A 16,592-nucleotide genomic window follows, 5' to 3' on the forward strand; every position below is an offset into this window, starting at 1 on the left:
TAAAGATACTTTATGTGGAGCGATGTCTGCTGCTGAGATATCGGAGAGGCATGCGCCGGCGATGGACGTAAAAAAGCGCCCGGGGAGGGCGCTTGTCGCGGCACGGCGGAAAGCTTTACAGATCGCCGCCGGTTTCCAGAATGAAGCTGGCCTTGGCGTCCAAGCCCAGGTGCTGGACCAGGTAGGGCAGCGTTTCGTTCAGGGTTTGGGGCAGTGTCCATGGCGCGTTGAGGATGAACATGCCGCTGCCGTGCATGCCGAAACCGTCGGTCGACGGGCCTTGCACATGCAGTTCCGCCCGCAGCCAGCTCTTGGCCGGCAGCTTCTTCAGCTCGGGAATCATCTCTTTCATTTCCGCGCGCTGCAGGCAGGGATACCACACCGCGTAAACGCCGGTGGCGAAGCGTTTCAGGCCTTCTTTCAAGCCGGTGACCACGTTGTGGTAGTCGCGCTTGTCCTCGTAAGGAGGATCGATCAGCACCAGCGCGCGGCGCGGCGGCGGCGGCAGCACGGCCTTGATGCCGTCGAAGCCGTTGGCCTGCTGGATCTGCACCCGGCGGCCGCTGCCGGAAAAGTTCTCCTGCAGGATCTGGGCGTCGCTGGGATGCAATTCGAACAGGCGCAGCTTGTCGCTTTCCGGCATCACATCGGCCGCGCACCACGGCGAGCCGGGGTAGAACTTCAGCTCGCCGTCCGGATTCATCCGCTTGACCACGTCCACGTAGTTGCGCACGGCTTCGGGCAGATCGTCGCGCTGCCACAGGCGGGCGATGCCGGTTTCGAACTCGGCGTTCTTGGTGGCGTAACCCTCAGTCAGCGAATAGGCGCCGGCGCCGGCGTGGGTGTCGATATACCAGTAGGGTTTGTCCTTTTGACCCAGGTAATTCAGCAGCTCGATCTCGATCAGATGCTTGAGCACGTCGGCGTGGTTGCCGGCATGGAAGGCGTGGCGGTAGCTGAGCATTATTGTTGTCTTTCAGATGGTTAATTCGATGCCGGCGGCGCGCGCGGCGTCGGCCCAATCCAGGCGCGTCAGCAGCGCGGAGAAGTTCTCTTCCAGCGGGCAGTCCAGCCGCAGCGGCTGGCCGGTGACGGGGTGGGTCAGCCGCATCTCCACGCAGGCCAGCAGCATGCGCGCGCAGTCCAGTTGTTCGGCGAACATCCGGTTGTGGCGGCCCTTGCCATGGGTGGAGTCGCCGATGATGGGGTGGGCGATGTGCTTCAGATGGCGGCGCAGTTGATGGCGGCGGCCAGTCAGCGGCGCTAGCTCCACCAGGCTGTAGCGGCTGGTGGGGTAGCGTTCCACCGCTATCGGCAGCTCGATCCGGGCCAGCGTGCGATAATCGGTCTGGGCCGGCTGCGGCGCGGTTTCCACCTTTTCGCCTATCCATTCCAGATCATCCGGGCGGCGGCTGAGCGGGTGGTCGATATGGCCGGCGTCGTCGGCGTGGCCGCGCACCACGGCCAGGTAGCGCTTGGCTACTTGCTGGCGTTCGAACTGCCAGTTCATCTCGCGGCTGGCGTCTTTGTCCAGCGCGAACAGCAGCACGCCCGAGGTGCCTTTGTCCAGCCGGTGCACCGGGTAGACGCGTTGGCCTATCTGGTCGCGCAGCAGCTGGATGGCGAAGCGGGTTTCGTTGCGGTCAAGCACGGTGCGGTGCACCAGCAGGCCGGCGGGCTTCTGGATGGCGATCAGTTGATCGTCCCGATACAGTATTTGCAGCATGGATACAAAGGTTTTGAGCAGGGCGGAATTGTAGGGCTTGCACGCTGCTTTGGATATAGCCGTTAAGTTTTGTGTTGGGTCAATTCAATTAAAGACAGTCATGACAAGTGCGGCATGCCGTTTGCGTAACCCAGGCCTGGCGCGGTTTGTGGCGAGTCAATATTTTTAGGTGAAGAAATGTTTGCGACATGGTATTTCAAAGTCGAGAGGAAATTGTTTACAGCCAGGTTAACGCTCATTACAATTCGCCGCGCTCAGAAGAACGACAAAGTGGTGTCTGCAACTGGTTTTTGCATTGCGCAGGAGGCGGTCCAGGCCGCTTCGGCACAACTGGAGCTGTAGTCCGCAGGTTACATGCCAACTGCAACTTTCGTTGTCACCATTCATAGTCCGCGCTGTTGCAATCGCCGCGCCAGCATGGAGCCTGGCGCGTTGACCAACTCAATCCAAGAGTTATAGAGATGACCATCCAACTGAAACGTATCAGCTTCGCTGTCGCCGCCGCAGTTCTGTCCGCTGCCGCGTGCGCCAAAGACTTCACTCCCGCCGTGATCTACGATTCGGCCGGCAAGTTCGACAAGAGCTTCAGCGAAGCCGCCTACAACGGCGCGGAACGTTTCAAGAAGGACTTCAAGGTCAACTACCGCGAAGGCCAGATTTCCTCCGACGCGCAGAAGGAACAGCTGCTGCGCAAGATGGCCAGCCGCGACACCGACATCGTGGTCGCCGTCGGCTTCAACTTCTCCCAGGCCGTGGAAACCGTGGCCAAGGAATTCCCCAAGGTCAAGTTCGCGCTGATCGACGCCGTGGCCAAGGGCCCGAACGTGCAGAGCATCGTGTTCAAGGAGCAGGAAGGCTCCTTCCTGGTGGGCATGGCCGCCGCGCTGAAATCCAAGACCGGCAAGGTGGGCTACATCGGCGGCATGGACATCCCGATGATCCGCGCCTTCGGCTGCGGCTATGCGCAGGGCGCCAAGTACGCCAACAAGAACATCACCGTGCTGCAGAACATGACCGGCACCACCCCTCAGGCTTTCAATGACCCGGCGCGCGGCACCGAGCTGGCCAAGAGCCAATTCGACCGCGGCGCTGACGTGATCTTTGTCGCCGCAGGCGGCACGGGCATGGGCGTGCTGCAGGCCGCCAAGAACGCCGGCAAGTTCTCCATCGGCGTCGATAGCAACCAGAACTATCTGTTCCCGGGCTCGGTGCTGACTTCCATGGTTAAAAAAGTGGACGTTGCCGTCTACAACACCTTCAAGGAAGCCAAGGACGGCTCCTGGAAGTCCGGCGTGAAAGTGCTGGGCCTGAAGGAGCAAGCCGTGGATTGGGCGTTGGACAAGAACAACCGTCCGCAGATCACGCCGGACATGGAAAAGAAGATCGCCGCCGCCAAGGCCGAGATCATCAGCGGCAAGATCAAGGTTGTCGATTACCGCGCCAACAACAGCTGCCCGGCGCAATAACGAAGGCAGCGACTTCCCCGAAAGCGGGGCGCAGCCGCGGTGATTCATCATCGCGGCTGTTTGTTCGTGCCGCCGGGGAAACAAGAATCGAAGAATCGGGAACATATCAAGCATGACCGAGTTTGCCATTGAACTGACAGGCATCAACAAGAGCTTTGGTGCCGTCAAGGCCAATCGCGACGTGACGATGAGCGTGCCGAAGGGAAGCATCCACGGCATCATCGGCGAGAACGGCGCCGGCAAGTCCACGCTGATGAGCATTCTGTACGGCTATTACCACGCCGACAGCGGCACCATCCGCGTGAACGGCAAGGATGTCCGCATCCGCAACAGCCAGGAAGCCATCCGATTGGGAATCGGCATGGTCCACCAGCATTTCATGCTGGTGGAAACCTTCACTGTGCTGGAAAACATCGTGCTGGGCGCCGAAGGCGGCCGGCTGCTCAAGGGCGGCATGGACGAGGCCCGCGAGCATCTGAAGGAACTGAACAAGAACTACTCGCTGGAAGTGGATCCTGACGCGCTGGTCGGCGACCTGGGCGTCGGCCTGCAGCAGCGGGTGGAAATCCTGAAGGCGCTGTACCGCGGCGCCGACGTGCTGATCCTGGACGAGCCGACCGCGGTGCTGACCCCGCAAGAGGCCGACCACCTGTTCCACATCCTGCGCTCGCTGAAGGCGCAGGGCAAGACGGTAATCCTGATCACCCACAAGCTGCGCGAAGTGATGGACATCACCGACAACGTCAGCGTGATGCGCGCCGGCACCGTGGTGGACAACGTGCGCACCTGCGACGTGGACAAGGAAAAGCTGGCCGACCTGATGGTGGGCCGCAAAGTGTCGCTGAAGGTGGACAAGTCCGACTGCCAGGCCGGCGCGGCCGTGCTGGACGTCAAGGATTTGACCCTGATTGACGAGCGCCAGGTCAAGCTGCTGGACAACTTGAACTTCCAGGTCAAGGCCGGCGAGATCGTCGGCGTGGCCGGCGTGTCCGGCAACGGCCAGTCCGAACTGCTGGAAGTGCTGGCCGGCATGCGCGATCCGAGCGCCGGCGCCGTCGTCTACAAGGGCGAGGATCTGCTGAAGCTGCCGTGCCGCCGCAAGCCGCGCGCCGCCGTCTACCGCCAGCGCGGCATCGGCCATATTCCGGAAGACCGCTCGCGCGAGGGGCTGGTCAAGGCGTTCTCCACCTACGAGAACGCCATCCTCGGCTACCACGACGACAAGACGCTGAGCAGCGGCCCGCTGTATTCCCGCAAGAAGCTGGTGGAGCGCACCCGCGACTTCATCGCCCAGTTCGACATCCGTCCGGGCAATCCGCTGCTGCGCGTGGGCCTGCTCTCCGGCGGCAATCAGCAAAAAGTGGTGTTGGCGCGGGAAATCCACGCCAATCCGGACCTGCTGTTGATCGGCCAGCCGACGCGCGGCGTCGACATCGGCGCGATCGAATTCATCCACAAGCGGCTGATCGAGCTGCGCGACGAAGGCAAGGCCATCTTGCTGGTCTCGGTGGAACTTGAAGAAATCCTGGCCTTGTCCGACCGCATCCTGGTGATGGCCGGCGGCCAGATCACCGGCGAAGTGGCGGCCAAGGACGCCGACACCATTTCCCTCGGCTTGCTCATGGGGGGGCACAAGCATTGAAATTCGGACAACCATCCACCTTGCCGCGTTGGGCGCAGCTGACCATCCTGCCGGCGCTCAATCTGCTGGCCGCCTTGCTGGTGACGGGCCTCGTCACCTGGATGATTGGCGAAAACCCCTGGGAATGCCTGCAACTGCTGATCCACGGCGCCTTCGGCTACGGTGAGGGCATAGGCTACACGCTGTTCTACACCACCAGCTTCATCTTCGCCGGCCTGTCGGTGGCTACCGCCTTCCACGCCGGCCTGTTCAACATCGGCGGCGAAGGCCAGGCCTATCTGGCCGGCCTGGGTGTGACGCTGGTGATGCTGGGCTTCGACCACACGCTGCCGCCCTATGTGCTGATTCCGCTGGCCATGCTGGCGGCGATGGGCTTTGGCGCGGCCTGGGCCTACATCCCTGCCTATCTGCAGGCCAAGCGCGGCAGCCACATCGTGGTGACCACGATCATGTTCAACTTCATCGCCTACTCGCTGATGTTGTACCTGATCAGCCACCAGCTGATCGAAGCCGGCTCGCAGAACCCCACCACTCGTTTGTTCGCCGAAAACGGCTGGATTCCGCAGGTGCACGAGCTGTTCTCCTTCCTGCCGAATTCGCCGCTGAACCTGTCCTTCGTGTTCGCGCTGCTGGCCGCCGGCCTGTTCTACCTGATCGTCTGGCACAGCCGCTGGGGCTTCACGCTGCGCACCGTCGGCACCAACGAGCACGCCGCCGGCTACGCCGGCATGAGCGTCAGCCGCACCATCATCGTGGCGATGTGCGTGTCCGGCGCGCTGGTGGGCCTGGCCTCGGTCAACGACCTGCTGGGCTCCTCGCACCGGATGAACGTGCTGTTCACCAACGGCGTCGGCTTCGTCGGCATCGCCGTGGCGCTGATGGGCCGCAACCATCCGGTGGGCATCGTCCTGTCCGCGCTGCTGTTCGGCGCGCTGACCCAGGGCGGTTCCGACCTGTCGTTCGAAAAACCGATGATCACCCGCGAGATGATCCTGTTCATCCAGGGCCTGATCATCCTGTTCTGCGGCGCGCTGGAAAACCTGTTCGAGCCGTTCATCGCCGGCCTGTTCAAGCGCAAGGACAAGTGATATGGAAATGTTCTTCAGTCTCCTCGACTCCACCGTGCGCGTGGCCACGCCGCTGGTGCTGGCCGCGCTGGCCGGCATGTTCTCCGAACGCTCCGGCGTGGTGGACATCAGCCTGGAAGGCAAGATGCTGGCGGCGGCCTTCGCCTCCGCCGCCGCGGCCTACGTCACCCACAACCCGTGGATCGGCCTGTTGGCCGGCATGATGGCCGCCGTGTCGCTGGCCATGGTGCACGCCTTCGTCTCCGTCACCTACAACGGCAACCAGCTGATCTCCGGCATGGCGATCAACACCATCGCCTCCGGCATCACGCCGGTGCTCGCGCTGGCCTGGTTCCAGCAGGGCGGCAACTCGCCGCAGCTGCCTGACGACGGCCGCTTCCATGAGATCGCGCTGCCGTTCGCCGACGCCTTGCGCGACGTGCCGGTAGTGGGCCTGGTGTACAGCAAGCTGATATCCGGCCACAGCATCCTGGTGTATCTGACGGTGTTCATTGTCATTCCGCTGGTGACCTGGGTGCTGTACAAGACCCGCTTCGGCCTGCGCCTGCGCGCGGTGGGCGAGAACCCGCACGCCGCAGACACCGCCGGCATCTCGGTGGCCAAGGTGCGCTACACCGCGCTGTTCTGGGGCGGCATGCTGTGCGGCATGGCCGGCACCTATCTGTCCGTCTACCAGACCGGCAGCTTCATCAAGGAGATGACCGCGGGCAAGGGCTTCCTGGCGCTGGCCGCGCTGATCTTCGGCAAGTGGCGTCCGGTGCCGGCGGTGATCGGCTGCCTGCTGTTCGCCTTCGCCGACGCGATCCAGATCCGCCTGGAAGGCGTGGCGCTGCCGGTGGTGGGCCAGATCCCGTCGCAGGCGATCGCCGTGATTCCCTACGTGCTGACCGTGCTGTTGCTGGCCGGCTTCGTCGGCCGCGCCCTGGCGCCGAAGGCGATCGGCGTACCTTTCGTCAAGTCGCGCTGATACGTTTTCCGCTTCGCTCCAAGCCCGCCCGCTCAACGCCGGCGGGCTTTTTGCATGGGCGCGCGTGCTATGATGGGGGCTTGTGACGGATGGGCCCGGCCCATCGCAAAACAGGACTGAAATCGCATGCTGAGCTATCAACAGGCGCGGGATTGGCTGCTGGAGCGCGCCAAGCCGCTGAACACCCATCAAGAACTGCCGCTGATGCAAGCGCTGTGCCGCGTGCTGGCCGAGCCGGTGGTGGCCGGCGTGGACGTGCCGCCGCACGACAACAGCGCGATGGACGGCTACGCGCTGCGCTGCGCCGATCTGGCGCCGGCGATGGCGGTGTCGCAGCGGGTGCCCGCCGGCAGCGTGCCGGAGCCTCTTGCGGCAGGCACCGCGGCGCGCATCTTCACCGGCGCGCCGATTCCGCCGGGAGCGGACGCGGTGATCATGCAGGAACAGGCGGAGGTGGATGGGGAAGGACGCGTGAGCTTCAGCGCCGAGCCCAACCTGGGGCAGAACATCCGCCGCCGCGGCGAGGACATCGCCTGCGGCCAGCGCATCCTGGAGGCCGGCCGCGTGCTGTCCGCCGCCGATCTGGGGCTGGCTGCCTCCATCGGCCTGGCGCGGTTGCCGGTGCTGCCGCGGCTGCGGGTGGCGGCCTTCTTCACCGGCGACGAGCTGGTGGAGCCGGGCCAGCCGCTGGGCGAGGGGCAGATCTACAACTCCAACCGCTACTGGCTGCTGCCGGCCTTGCAGCAGCTGGGTTGCGAAGTGATAGACCTGGGCCATGTCGGCGATGCGCTGGAGCCCACCCGGCAGTTGCTGCGCGACGCGGCGGCGGTGGCCGACGTGGTGATCACCTGCGGCGGCGTGTCGGTCGGCGAGGAGGATCACGTGAAAGCAGCGGTCGAAGCCGAGGGCGAACTGACGCTGTGGAAGGTGGCGATCAAGCCGGGCAAGCCGTTGGCCTACGGCAAACTGGGAGAGGCCGACTTCATCGGCCTGCCGGGCAACCCGGTGTCCGGCTACGTGACGCTGCAAACGCTGATCAAGCCTTTCCTGCAGAAACGCATGGGCCTGGAGGTGCCGCCGCCGGAGGCGCAGCGGCTGCCTGCCGCCTTCGCCTGGGATCAGCCGGACATGCGGCGCAGCGAGTTCCTGCGAGTGCGAAAAGTCGGCGGGGAGCTGCAGCTGTATCCGCAGCAGGGCTCCGGCGTGCTGATGTCCTGCGCCTGGGCGGACGGCTTGGTCTGGCTGCAGCCGGGCCAGCAGGTGAAGCCGGGCGACGAACTGGCCTACCTGGAACTGACGTGAGCCGGATACGCTTCGTCAGCGAGAGCGGGGTCTTGCTGAACGAGTCGGAAGCGATGCCGGGAGACAATCTGCTGGACGTCGCCCGCCTGGCCGACGTGCCGCTGCATTGGCGCTGCGGCCAGGGCACCTGCGGCACTTGCAAGGTCAGGATAGGCGGCATGGCCGCGCCGCAGCGGCTGGGCCGCAAGGAGCGCAATGTATTGCTGCGCGCCGGCGCGATCGGCGCCGAGCTGGCGGCCAGCGAGGAATGGGACGAAGCGGAACCGTGGCGTCTGGCCTGCCATCTGACGGTGGAGGACTGCGACTGGGTGGTGAGCTGTCCGGATTATTGAGCGGCGGTTGGCGGAAACGAAAACGGCGCGGCATCCTGTTTTGGATATCGCGCCGCTTTTCATCGGAGGCGAGGCTCAGCCTTGCTCGCCCTCGCAGGCCAGCTCTTCGTTGTCCTCGCGCTGCAGCCAGTGCCGCAGCATGGTCAAGCCCACGGCCAGCAGGGTGGGGCCGATGAACAGGCCGATCACCCCCCAGGCGATCAGGCCGCCGATCACGCCGAGGAAGATCACAGACAACGGCATCTGCGCGCCCTGGCTGATCAAGAGCGGCTTCAGAATGTTGTCTATGGTGTTGATCAGCAGAAAGCCCCAGATCAGCAGGAACACGCCCAGGCCGGTGTGGCCGGTGTAGAACACCCAGCCGGCAGCAGGCAGCCAGACGACCAGCGTCGGCATCTGCGCCACCGCGACGATGAAGCACAAGAAGCCCAGCACCAGCGCGCCGGGCACGCCGGCGATCAACAAGCCGATCACGCACAGGATGGTTTGCGCCAACGCGGTGCCCACCACGCCGGTGGTGACGCTGCGTATGGTGCGGGCGATCACCTCAGGCAGGTCGCTGGCGGTTTCGCCGCCCAGCTTGATCACGATGCGCTCCACCAGGTCCCACAGTTTGTCGCCGTTGACCAGCAACAGGCCGGCGACGGCGATCGCCAGCACGATTTCCAGCAGGCTCAGGCCCAGATTGGCGCCGCCGGACAGCAGCCACAGCGCCGTTTGGTTGATGGCGGGGCGGATTTTCTCGAAAAAGCCGGGCAGGTCCGCCTGGGTGCTGAGCCACAGCTTCTGCAGGCTGTCGCCGACCACGGGCAGGTTGACCAGCCACGCCGGCGCGTCAGGCAGGCGGAAACTGGTCAGATCGTGCGCCAGATTGGCCAGATGCGGCAGCGTATCGGCCAGCGTCAACGCCATCAGCCCGATGGGGATGGCCAGCGCAGCGGACAGCGCCAGCACGATCAGCAGCGCCGCCAGTTTATGGCGGCCGCGCAGCCGCAGCTTGAGCCGGCTGTATAGCGGCCAGGCGGAGATGGCGATGATGGCGGCCCAGGTCAGCGCACCGAGGAAGGGTTGCAGCACTTTCAGGCAGGCGACCACCAGCAACGCCAGTATGGCGACGCGGAACGCGCCGAGGATGCTGACATTGGGAAAGGCGTTGGGGAGGGGAGGCATGTAGGCATCCGTTCTAGGTGGCGGAAATGGCGGCCGGCGCGATGGCGCCGGCCGGATACGGCGCTAGTTTGCCACCTTGCCCAGCTCGCCGGCAAATGCGTCGGCGGGGGTGTAGCCGACTACCCGGTTGCTCTCGCGGGATTGGCTGTCGAACAGGATGATGCCCGGCGGGCCGAACAGGCCGAAGCGCTTGAGCAGCGCCTGGTGCTCGGGGTTGTTGGAGGTGACGTCGGCGCGCAGCAAGACAAAACGCTGCATCTGCGTCGCTACCTGCGGTTGCGGGAAGACATCCGCCTCCATTTCCTTGCAGGCCACGCACCAGTCAGCGTAAAAATCCAGCAACAGCGGCTTGCCGGCGGCCTTGGCCTCGGCCAGCTTGGCGTCGAGCTCCGCGATGGATCCCACCGGCAGGAAGTGTTGCTGCGCGGCGCCCTCGGCGCTGCTGGCGGCGATCAGCTTCAGCGGGTAGCGCGGATTGTCTGCGCCGGACAGCAGGCCGACCAGCTGAGCGCCGCCCAGCAGGAACAGCAGCAGCCCAAGCGCCTTGCCCAGACGCGCGCTGGCCTTGGTAGTGGTGGACAGGCTGTCGAAAGCGCCGAGGAACACCGCCGCGCCGATCAGCAGCGCCGCCCATAGCAGCATCACCAGCGCGGCGGGCAGGAACGGGGACGCCAGCCAGATGGCCAGACCCAGCATCACCACGCCGAACGCGGACTTGACCGCTTTCATCCAATTGCCGGCGCGCGGCAGCACTTGGCCGCCAAAGGTGCCGATGGCGATCAGCGGCAGGCCCAGGCCCATGGCCATCGCGTATAGCGCCGCGCCGCCGAGCAGCGCGTCGCCGGTGCTGCCTATATAGCCCAGCGCCAGCGCCAGCGGGGGGGCCACGCAAGGACCGATGATCAAGGCCGACAGCGCGCCCATCAGAAACACGGTGATGGCCTTGCCGCCGCTAAGACGGTTGGAGGTGTCGGCCAGCCGGGATTGCAGCGCGTTCGGCAACTGAATGGTGAACAGATCGAACATCGACAGCGCGAACACCACCATCAGCGCGCTGGCGGACAGCACCACCGCCGGCTGCTGCAGCCATACCGTCAGCAGCGAGCCGGTCAGTCCGGCGACGACGCCGACCGCGGTATAGGTGAGCGCCAGGCCTTGCACGTAAAGCAGGGACAGCAGGAAGCCGCGGCCACGGCTGAGGGTTGCGCCTTGGCCGGCAATCAGCGATGAAACGATGGGCAGCAGCGGGTACATGCAGGCGGTGAACGCCATGCCCAAACCCGCCAGCAGAAAGGTGCCCAGTGTGGCCGGCCAACCCTGGGCGGCCAACTCGCTGTTACCGGCCGACGCTTTTCCCGACGGGTCGACCTCTGTCCAGGCGCTGAGCTTGTTGCTCGAGCCGCCCGCCTGGCCCACCTTCAGCTTGTGGGTGTACGGCGGGTAGCAGACGCCGGCCTCCGCGCAGCCTTGCAGCTTCACGTTCAGCTGGAAATCGGCCGGCGCGCCGGCGGCCAGCGGGATGGTGATCAGCTGCTTGCCGTGGTAAATCTGCTGCTTGCCGAAGTAAGGATCGTTCTTTTCCTGGGCTACGGGCAGCGTGGGCTTGCCGGCCAGATCGGCCGGCGTGGTGCTGATGCTGATGCGGTCGCGGTACAGGTAGTAGCCGGGGGCGACGTCCAGCGTCAGTTGCAGCTGGTCTCCGCTGCGGCTGACCTGGGCGGCGAAGGCCTGTTCCGGCGGGAGCAGGTCTTCCTGGTTGACCGCGTGGGCGGGCAGGGCGAGACCAAGACAGGCGATCACGGACGCCAGCCATAGCCAGGCCGATCGATAAAAGGAATGGAGGTATGCTTGCACGTGCAGACTCTTTTTGCGGTTGGCGATGGAACTGTGACGATGTAAACGGTTTGCGGTTCCGTTTTTACGATGCGTGATGCAATATGCATCAAATCGCATCGCCCGGCAAACGGAGGCCGCCGCGTCCCGGATGTTCGGGAAGCGGCTAGTATAGCCGGGCAGACGGGGCGCAGACAGCGTTCCGCTTATGAAAAATAAGAACGAGGATATCAAGAGGGGTTATGCGAGAAGCCATTCATTTCGCTCATGCAAACAGCTTTCCCGCGTCGGTGTACGGCAAGATGCTGGGCAAGCTGGCCGGAAGCCGCGACGTCGGCTATCTGGATACGATAGGCCACGATCCGGATTTCCCCATCACCGATTGCTGGCCTCATCTGGTGGACGAGAGCATCCGTTTCATCGAAGCGCGCTACCGCGGCCCAGTGGTGGGCGTCGGCCATTCGCTCGGCGGTTTCCTGATGTTCTACGCTGCGCTGAAGCGGCCGGATCTGTTCCGCGCCATCATCATCCTGGACTCGCCGCTGATGGGGCCGTCGCGCTCCTTCGGCATCTGGCTGGCCAAGCGGCTGGGCTTCATCCAGCGCGTGACGCCGGGCGGCAATACGCTGGCGCGCCGCGACAACTGGGCCACGGTGGAGATGGCGCATGACTATTTCGCGCGCAAGCCAAAGTTCGCCCGCTTCGATCCCGACTGCCTGGCCGATTACGCCCTGCATGGCACGCAGGACGACGGCAAGGGCGGCCGCCGGCTCAAATTCCGCCCGCAGGTGGAGCACGATATCTACGCGACGCTGCCGCACGACTTCCCCCGGCATCGCGGGCGGCTGAAGGTGCCGGCGGCCTTGCTGGCCGGCTCGGCGTCGGATGTGCTGCGCGACAGCGACCTGGCTTTCATGCGCAAGCATTTCGCGGTCATGGTGGACAAGCAGCCGGGCAGCCACCTGTTTCCTCTCGAGAAACCGCTGGAAACGGCGGAGCGCATCGAGCAATTGCTGGCCAGGCTGGAGGAGGGCGGCTGGAGTTGAGGGCATCTGGCGCGCCGGGCCGGCTCGGCATTTGGCCCGTATCCGGCGCATGGCGCTTGCGAGCGGCGGCTATCTCGCGGAAACTGTAAGATATCGAAAAAGCCAGTTCGCCATCGTCAGAGAGTCCGAAACCAGTGTCTGAAGAACGTCTCAAGCAACACCGCAACGCCATCGACGCCATCGACGTCGAAGTCCTCAAGCTGCTGAACCAGCGCGCCAGCCATGCCCGCGAGATCGGAGAGATCAAGGGCGGCGGCGTCATCTACCGCCCGGAGCGGGAAGCCCAGGTGCTGCGCCGTTTGAAGGACCTGAATCCCGGCCCGCTGCCCAGCGAGTCCGTCGCCCGCCTGTTCCGCGAAGTGATGTCGGAATGCCTGGCGCTGGAAAAGCCGCTGTCCATCGCGTACCTGGGGCCGGAAGGCACCTTCAGCCAGCTGGCCACGATCAAGCACTTCGGCCACGCGGCCCGCACCATCGCCTGTAGCTCGATAGACGAGGCGTTCCGGCTGGTGGAGTCGCGCGCGCTCGACTACGTGGTGGCGCCGGTGGAGAACTCCACCGAAGGCGCGGTGGGACGCACCCTGGACCTGATGGTCACCTCGCCGTTGAAGATCTGCGGCGAAGTGGTGCTGCGCATTCACCACCACCTGCTGCGCAAGGGTGAGGGGCTGGACGGCATTCGCCGGGTCTACGCCCACGCCCAGGCGCTGGCGCAATGCCACGAGTGGCTGAACAAGAATCTGCCGGCCGACGTGGAACGCGTGTCGGTGGCCAGCAACGCTGAAGCCGCCCGCCTGGCGGCCGAGGATGAAACCGCGGCCGCCATCGCCGGGCAGGCTGCGGCCGAGCGCTACGCCTTGTTCAAACTGGCGGAAAACGTGGAGGACGAACCCAACAACACCACACGCTTCCTGGTGCTGGGCCTGCAGGATGTCGGCCCGAGCGGGCAGGACAAGACCTCCATCGTGGTCTCAGCGCCCAACCGGCCGGGCGCGGTGCACCAGCTGTTGGAACCGGTGGCGTCCAACGGCGTCTCGATGAGCAAGTTCGAGTCGCGGCCGTCGCGCGCGGGCCTGTGGGACTACGTGTTCTTCATCGATCTGGAAGGCCATCGCCAGGACGAGCGCGTGTTGAAGGCGCTGGCCGGCCTGGGCGAGCGCACATCCTTCGTCAAGGTGCTGGGCTCCTACCCGATGGCGGTATTGTGAGCCGCCAGGAATGACCCGGGGCCGGAATCTTCCGGCCCTTGTTTTTTTGCAAGAAATGGATGAAGAAAATGAAATCGATCTGCCTGTTCTGCGGCTCCAATAAAGGCGGCAACCCTGAATACGAGGACGCGGCCCGCGCATTCGGCCGCGCGCTGGCCGAGCAGAACATCACTCTGGTGTACGGCGCCGGCAATGTGGGGTTGATGGGCATCGCCGCCGATGCGGCCCTTGAGGCCGGCGGCAAGGTGATCGGCGTGATCCCGGAATTCCTGAAGGCCAAGGAAGTGGCGCACATGGGCCTGACCGAGCTGCACGTCACCGAGACCATGCATCAGCGCAAGGCCCTGATGGCGAAGCTGTCCGACGGCTTCATCGCGCTGCCGGGCGGATTCGGCACCTTCGACGAATTGTTCGAGATCCTGACCTGGGCGCAGCTGTCGGTGCACAACAAGCCGGTGGGCGTGCTGGACGCCGGCGGCTTCTACCAGCCGTTGCAGGCCTTGGTGGAGCATGCGGTGAGCGAAGGCTTCGTCCCCAAGGGCAATCTGGACCTGTTCCGCATCGAGCGCGACCTGCCGGCTCTACTTGACTGGATGCGGCAATACCAGCCCCGCCACGTCGCCAAGTGGCTGGATCTGGCCCGCACCTGAGCGGTCCGCATGGGAAAGCGGGATACGCAAGCGTCGCCATGGCTGCGCGCGCGGCGAGCGATGGCCTGGCCGCTGGCGTTGCTGCTGGCGGCGATCATCGTTTTCGAAGAGTTCGCCTGGGACGAGCTGGCCGCGGCGCTTGCCCGGCTTGGCCGCTGGCCGCCGTTCGCGGCGTTGGAGCGCTGGGTGGCGGGGCGCTCCCCCAGAGTGGCCTTGGCCCTGTTTCTGGCTCCGGCGCTGGCCTTGCTGCCGGTCAAGCTGGCGGCGCTGTTCCTGATTGAGCAAGGCCATGCGCTGCTGGGTGTGGCGGTGATCCTGCTGGCCAAGCTCGGGGGCACCGCATTGGTGGCCTGGCTGTTCACGCTGACGCGGCCGGCGCTGATGTCGGTGCCGTGGTTCGTGCGCTGGCACCAGCGCTTCGAGCGGCTTCGCGCATGGGTGTTCGAACGGCTGCGCGCCTCCTTGCCGTGGCGCTGGGCCAGGCTGGCGAAGATGCGGGCGCGGCGGTTCTGGTCGCGGCCGTCGCCGCTGGCGCGCCTCGCTCGGCGGCTGGCTGGTCGTTGGCGCCGCGAGGTGCCTCCGGCGAAAGAAGACAAGGGGATGGACGGATGATTATCGTGATGAGCGCCCGCGCGAGCGAGGCCGAAGTACGGAACGTGGTGGCCAGGATTGAAAGCGCCGGCTTGGCCGCGCATGTATCCCGGGGCATGGAGCGCACAGTGATCGGCGCGGTGGGCGAGGAGCGCGGGCTGGAAGCCGGCGCGTTCGAGGCGATGGCCGGCGTCGAGCGCGCGCTCAGAGTCGTCGGCGACTACCGCATCGTGTCGCGGGAGGCCCAGCCGGAGGATTCGCGGGTGAGAGTGGGGAGAGCGGCATTCGGCGCGAGCGGCGCGGCCTGGCTGGGCGGCAGCGCGCAGGACTGGAGCGAAGGCGCGCTGCGCGCAGTAGCGAACAAGGTGGCGCTCGCCGGTGGAAGCCTGCTGTATGCGGGTGGCGGGCGCAGCCATGCCAGCCCTTACCATTATCAGGCCTTGGGCGTGGCCGATCTGGAGCGGCTCTGCGACGTGGCGGGCGAGTCTGGACTGGGCGCCGTGGCCGAGCTGCGCGATGTGCGCCTGCTGGACGCGCATCTGGAGCTGCAAACCGCAGCCTTGCTGCTGCCGCCGCAATCGCTGAGCAATATCGAGTTGTTGCGGGAAGTCGGCCGCATCAATAAAGCTGTCATCTTGCAGCGGGACAATCGCCAGACGCTGGATGAGTGGCTGACCGCGGCCGAGCATGTCGCGCTCGGCGGCAATCACCAGATCGTGCTGTGCGAATGCGGCGGCGACGGCCAATCGGTCAGCCTGGATGTCGGTGTGTTGGCCAGTCTGTACCGGCGGACCCATCTGCCGCTGATCGTCTCAGCTCGGCAGACTGGCGGCCTGCCTCCTGCCTTGTCGTTGGCTCGCGCGGCGCTGATTGCCGGCGCTTGCGGCTTGATGCTGGACTGCGCGGCGTGGACGGAGGAGGATGCGCGGGGCTGGCGCGAACTGCTGGCCGGCTCGGCGGCATGAGCGCGCTGGAGGGCTTGCTGGCGGATATCGCGGCTTGCCGGGCGTGCGAAGCGTCGCTGCCTTGCGGGCCCAGGCCGGTGTTGAGGGCCGCGGAAGGCTCCCGCATCCTGCTGGCCGGCCAAGCGCCGGGCCGCAAGGTGCACGAGAGCGGCATCCCCTGGGATGACGCCAGCGGCAAGCGCTTGAGGGAGTGGCTGGGGGTGGAGGCGGATGTGTTTTACGATCAGGAGCGCTTCGCCATAGTGCCCATGGGGTTCTGTTATCCCGGCACGGGGCGTAATGGCGACTTGCCTCCGCGCCCGGAGTGCAGCCGACTCTGGCATCCGCGCCTGCTGCCGCTGCTTGAACGAGTGGAGTTGGTGCTGGCGGTGGGCAGCTACGCGCAGGCTTATCATCTGCCTTCGCGCAAGCGCACGCTGACCGAGACGGTTGCGGCCTGGCGCGAGTATTATCCAGGCGTGATTCCATTGCCGCACCCCAGTCCGCGCAATCGGATGTGGCTGGCGCGCAATCGATGGTTCGAGACCGAGTTGCTGCCGGCGTTGCGGCGGCGAGTGGCGGAAGTGCTGGGGCGATAGATGGGAGTGCCTTGCTTGTGAATGAGCA

General features: G+C 65.3%; 16 protein-coding genes. 12 read left to right on the plus strand and 4 right to left on the minus strand.

Annotated elements, in window-relative coordinates:
• Positions 1-115: 115 nt before the first annotated feature.
• Positions 116-964 (minus strand): 23S rRNA (adenine(2030)-N(6))-methyltransferase RlmJ, encoded by an 849-nt coding sequence (locus VL52_RS07660; protein ID WP_046156487.1) that lies wholly within the window; start codon positions 962-964, stop codon positions 116-118.
• A gap of 12 nt (positions 965-976) precedes the next feature.
• Positions 977-1,726, minus strand: coding sequence for a tRNA pseudouridine(65) synthase TruC (locus VL52_RS07665; RefSeq protein WP_046156488.1), 750 nt, complete (start codon positions 1,724-1,726; stop codon positions 977-979).
• A gap of 461 nt (positions 1,727-2,187) precedes the next feature.
• Between VL52_RS07665 and VL52_RS07670 the strand changes: the two genes are divergently transcribed.
• The 6 genes from VL52_RS07670 to VL52_RS07695 all read left to right on the plus strand — a co-directional run bounded on the left by VL52_RS07670 (position 2,188) and on the right by VL52_RS07695 (position 8,523).
• Positions 2,188-3,192 (plus strand): BMP family lipoprotein, encoded by a 1,005-nt coding sequence (locus VL52_RS07670; RefSeq protein ID WP_046156489.1) that lies wholly within the window; start codon positions 2,188-2,190, stop codon positions 3,190-3,192.
• 112 nt (positions 3,193-3,304) lie between these two features.
• Positions 3,305-4,834: an ABC transporter ATP-binding protein gene (locus tag VL52_RS07675; RefSeq protein ID WP_046156490.1), complete on the plus strand. Its 1,530-nt coding sequence runs from the start codon at positions 3,305-3,307 to the stop codon at positions 4,832-4,834.
• On the plus strand, positions 4,831-5,922 hold the full coding sequence (locus VL52_RS07680) for an ABC transporter permease (RefSeq protein ID WP_046156491.1): 1,092 nt from the start codon (positions 4,831-4,833) through the stop codon (positions 5,920-5,922). Before VL52_RS07675 ends, VL52_RS07680 begins: the two co-directional genes overlap by 4 nt.
• 1 nt (position 5,923) lies before the next feature.
• The gene (locus tag VL52_RS07685) at positions 5,924-6,889 is read left to right on the plus strand and encodes an ABC transporter permease (protein ID WP_021476816.1); all 966 of its coding nucleotides are present in this window, start codon (positions 5,924-5,926) and stop codon (positions 6,887-6,889) included.
• Positions 6,890-7,015: 126 nt separating this feature from the next.
• Positions 7,016-8,191, plus strand: a complete 1,176-nt coding sequence (locus VL52_RS07690) for a molybdopterin molybdotransferase MoeA (RefSeq protein ID WP_046156492.1) — start codon at positions 7,016-7,018, stop codon at positions 8,189-8,191.
• Positions 8,188-8,523 carry a 2Fe-2S iron-sulfur cluster-binding protein gene (locus tag VL52_RS07695; protein ID WP_144410187.1) on the plus strand — a complete coding sequence of 112 codons (336 nt, stop codon included), beginning with the start codon at positions 8,188-8,190 and terminating at the stop codon, positions 8,521-8,523. Before VL52_RS07690 ends, VL52_RS07695 begins: the two co-directional genes overlap by 4 nt.
• Before the next feature lie 75 nt (positions 8,524-8,598).
• On the opposite strand, the gene VL52_RS07700 is transcribed toward VL52_RS07695, so the two are convergent.
• Together VL52_RS07700 and VL52_RS07705 are read right to left on the minus strand one after the other, a co-directional pair.
• Positions 8,599-9,693: an AI-2E family transporter gene (locus tag VL52_RS07700; RefSeq protein ID WP_046156493.1), complete on the minus strand. Its 1,095-nt coding sequence runs from the start codon at positions 9,691-9,693 to the stop codon at positions 8,599-8,601.
• Positions 9,694-9,756: 63 nt separating this feature from the next.
• A complete protein-coding gene (locus VL52_RS07705) occupies positions 9,757-11,547 on the minus strand; it encodes a protein-disulfide reductase DsbD (RefSeq protein WP_046156494.1) in 1,791 nt (596 codons plus the stop codon).
• A gap of 221 nt (positions 11,548-11,768) precedes the next feature.
• On the opposite strand from VL52_RS07705, the gene VL52_RS07710 reads away from it, so the two are divergent.
• The 6 genes from VL52_RS07710 (at position 11,769) to VL52_RS07735 (ending at position 16,564) form a co-directional block, all read left to right on the plus strand.
• Positions 11,769-12,572, plus strand: coding sequence for an alpha/beta fold hydrolase (locus VL52_RS07710; RefSeq protein ID WP_021476821.1), 804 nt, complete (start codon positions 11,769-11,771; stop codon positions 12,570-12,572).
• 134 nt (positions 12,573-12,706) lie between these two features.
• The gene (pheA, locus tag VL52_RS07715) at positions 12,707-13,780 is read left to right on the plus strand and encodes a prephenate dehydratase (RefSeq protein ID WP_046156495.1); all 1,074 of its coding nucleotides are present in this window, start codon (positions 12,707-12,709) and stop codon (positions 13,778-13,780) included.
• Positions 13,781-13,848: 68 nt separating this feature from the next.
• On the plus strand, positions 13,849-14,430 hold the full coding sequence (locus VL52_RS07720) for an LOG family protein (RefSeq protein ID WP_046156532.1): 582 nt from the start codon (positions 13,849-13,851) through the stop codon (positions 14,428-14,430).
• A gap of 9 nt (positions 14,431-14,439) precedes the next feature.
• Entirely contained in the window at positions 14,440-15,042 is a 603-nt protein-coding gene (locus tag VL52_RS07725) for a hypothetical protein (RefSeq protein WP_046156496.1), read from the plus strand.
• A complete protein-coding gene (locus VL52_RS07730) occupies positions 15,039-15,986 on the plus strand; it encodes a hypothetical protein (RefSeq protein WP_046156497.1) in 948 nt (315 codons plus the stop codon). Before VL52_RS07725 ends, VL52_RS07730 begins: the two co-directional genes overlap by 4 nt.
• Positions 15,983-16,564 carry a uracil-DNA glycosylase family protein gene (locus VL52_RS07735; protein WP_046156498.1) on the plus strand — a complete coding sequence of 194 codons (582 nt, stop codon included), beginning with the start codon at positions 15,983-15,985 and terminating at the stop codon, positions 16,562-16,564. The genes VL52_RS07730 and VL52_RS07735 overlap by 4 nt, the downstream gene beginning before the upstream one ends.
• The last annotated feature ends 28 nt before the right edge of the window (positions 16,565-16,592 follow it).

It is taken from the genome of Chromobacterium vaccinii, assembly GCF_000971335.1.
GTDB lineage: Bacteria > Pseudomonadota > Gammaproteobacteria > Burkholderiales > Chromobacteriaceae > Chromobacterium > Chromobacterium vaccinii.

Excerpts from the sequence above, each read along its gene's own strand:
- VL52_RS07660 (WP_046156487.1), bottom strand. The coding sequence starts at position 964 with ATGCTCAGCTACCGCCACGCCTTCCATGCCGGCAACCACGCCGACGTG.
- VL52_RS07665 (WP_046156488.1), bottom strand. The coding sequence starts at position 1,726 with ATGCTGCAAATACTGTATCGGGACGATCAACTGATCGCCATCCAGAAG.
- VL52_RS07670 (WP_046156489.1), top strand. The coding sequence starts at position 2,188 with ATGACCATCCAACTGAAACGTATCAGCTTCGCTGTCGCCGCCGCAGTT.
- VL52_RS07675 (WP_046156490.1), top strand. The coding sequence starts at position 3,305 with ATGACCGAGTTTGCCATTGAACTGACAGGCATCAACAAGAGCTTTGGT.
- VL52_RS07685 (WP_021476816.1), top strand. The coding sequence starts at position 5,924 with ATGGAAATGTTCTTCAGTCTCCTCGACTCCACCGTGCGCGTGGCCACG.
- VL52_RS07690 (WP_046156492.1), top strand. The coding sequence starts at position 7,016 with ATGCTGAGCTATCAACAGGCGCGGGATTGGCTGCTGGAGCGCGCCAAG.
- VL52_RS07700 (WP_046156493.1), bottom strand. The coding sequence starts at position 9,693 with ATGCCTCCCCTCCCCAACGCCTTTCCCAATGTCAGCATCCTCGGCGCG.
- VL52_RS07710 (WP_021476821.1), top strand. The coding sequence starts at position 11,769 with ATGCGAGAAGCCATTCATTTCGCTCATGCAAACAGCTTTCCCGCGTCG.
- VL52_RS07720 (WP_046156532.1), top strand. The coding sequence starts at position 13,849 with ATGAAATCGATCTGCCTGTTCTGCGGCTCCAATAAAGGCGGCAACCCT.
- VL52_RS07725 (WP_046156496.1), top strand. The coding sequence starts at position 14,440 with ATGGGAAAGCGGGATACGCAAGCGTCGCCATGGCTGCGCGCGCGGCGA.
- VL52_RS07730 (WP_046156497.1), top strand. The coding sequence starts at position 15,039 with ATGATTATCGTGATGAGCGCCCGCGCGAGCGAGGCCGAAGTACGGAAC.
- VL52_RS07735 (WP_046156498.1), top strand. The coding sequence starts at position 15,983 with ATGAGCGCGCTGGAGGGCTTGCTGGCGGATATCGCGGCTTGCCGGGCG.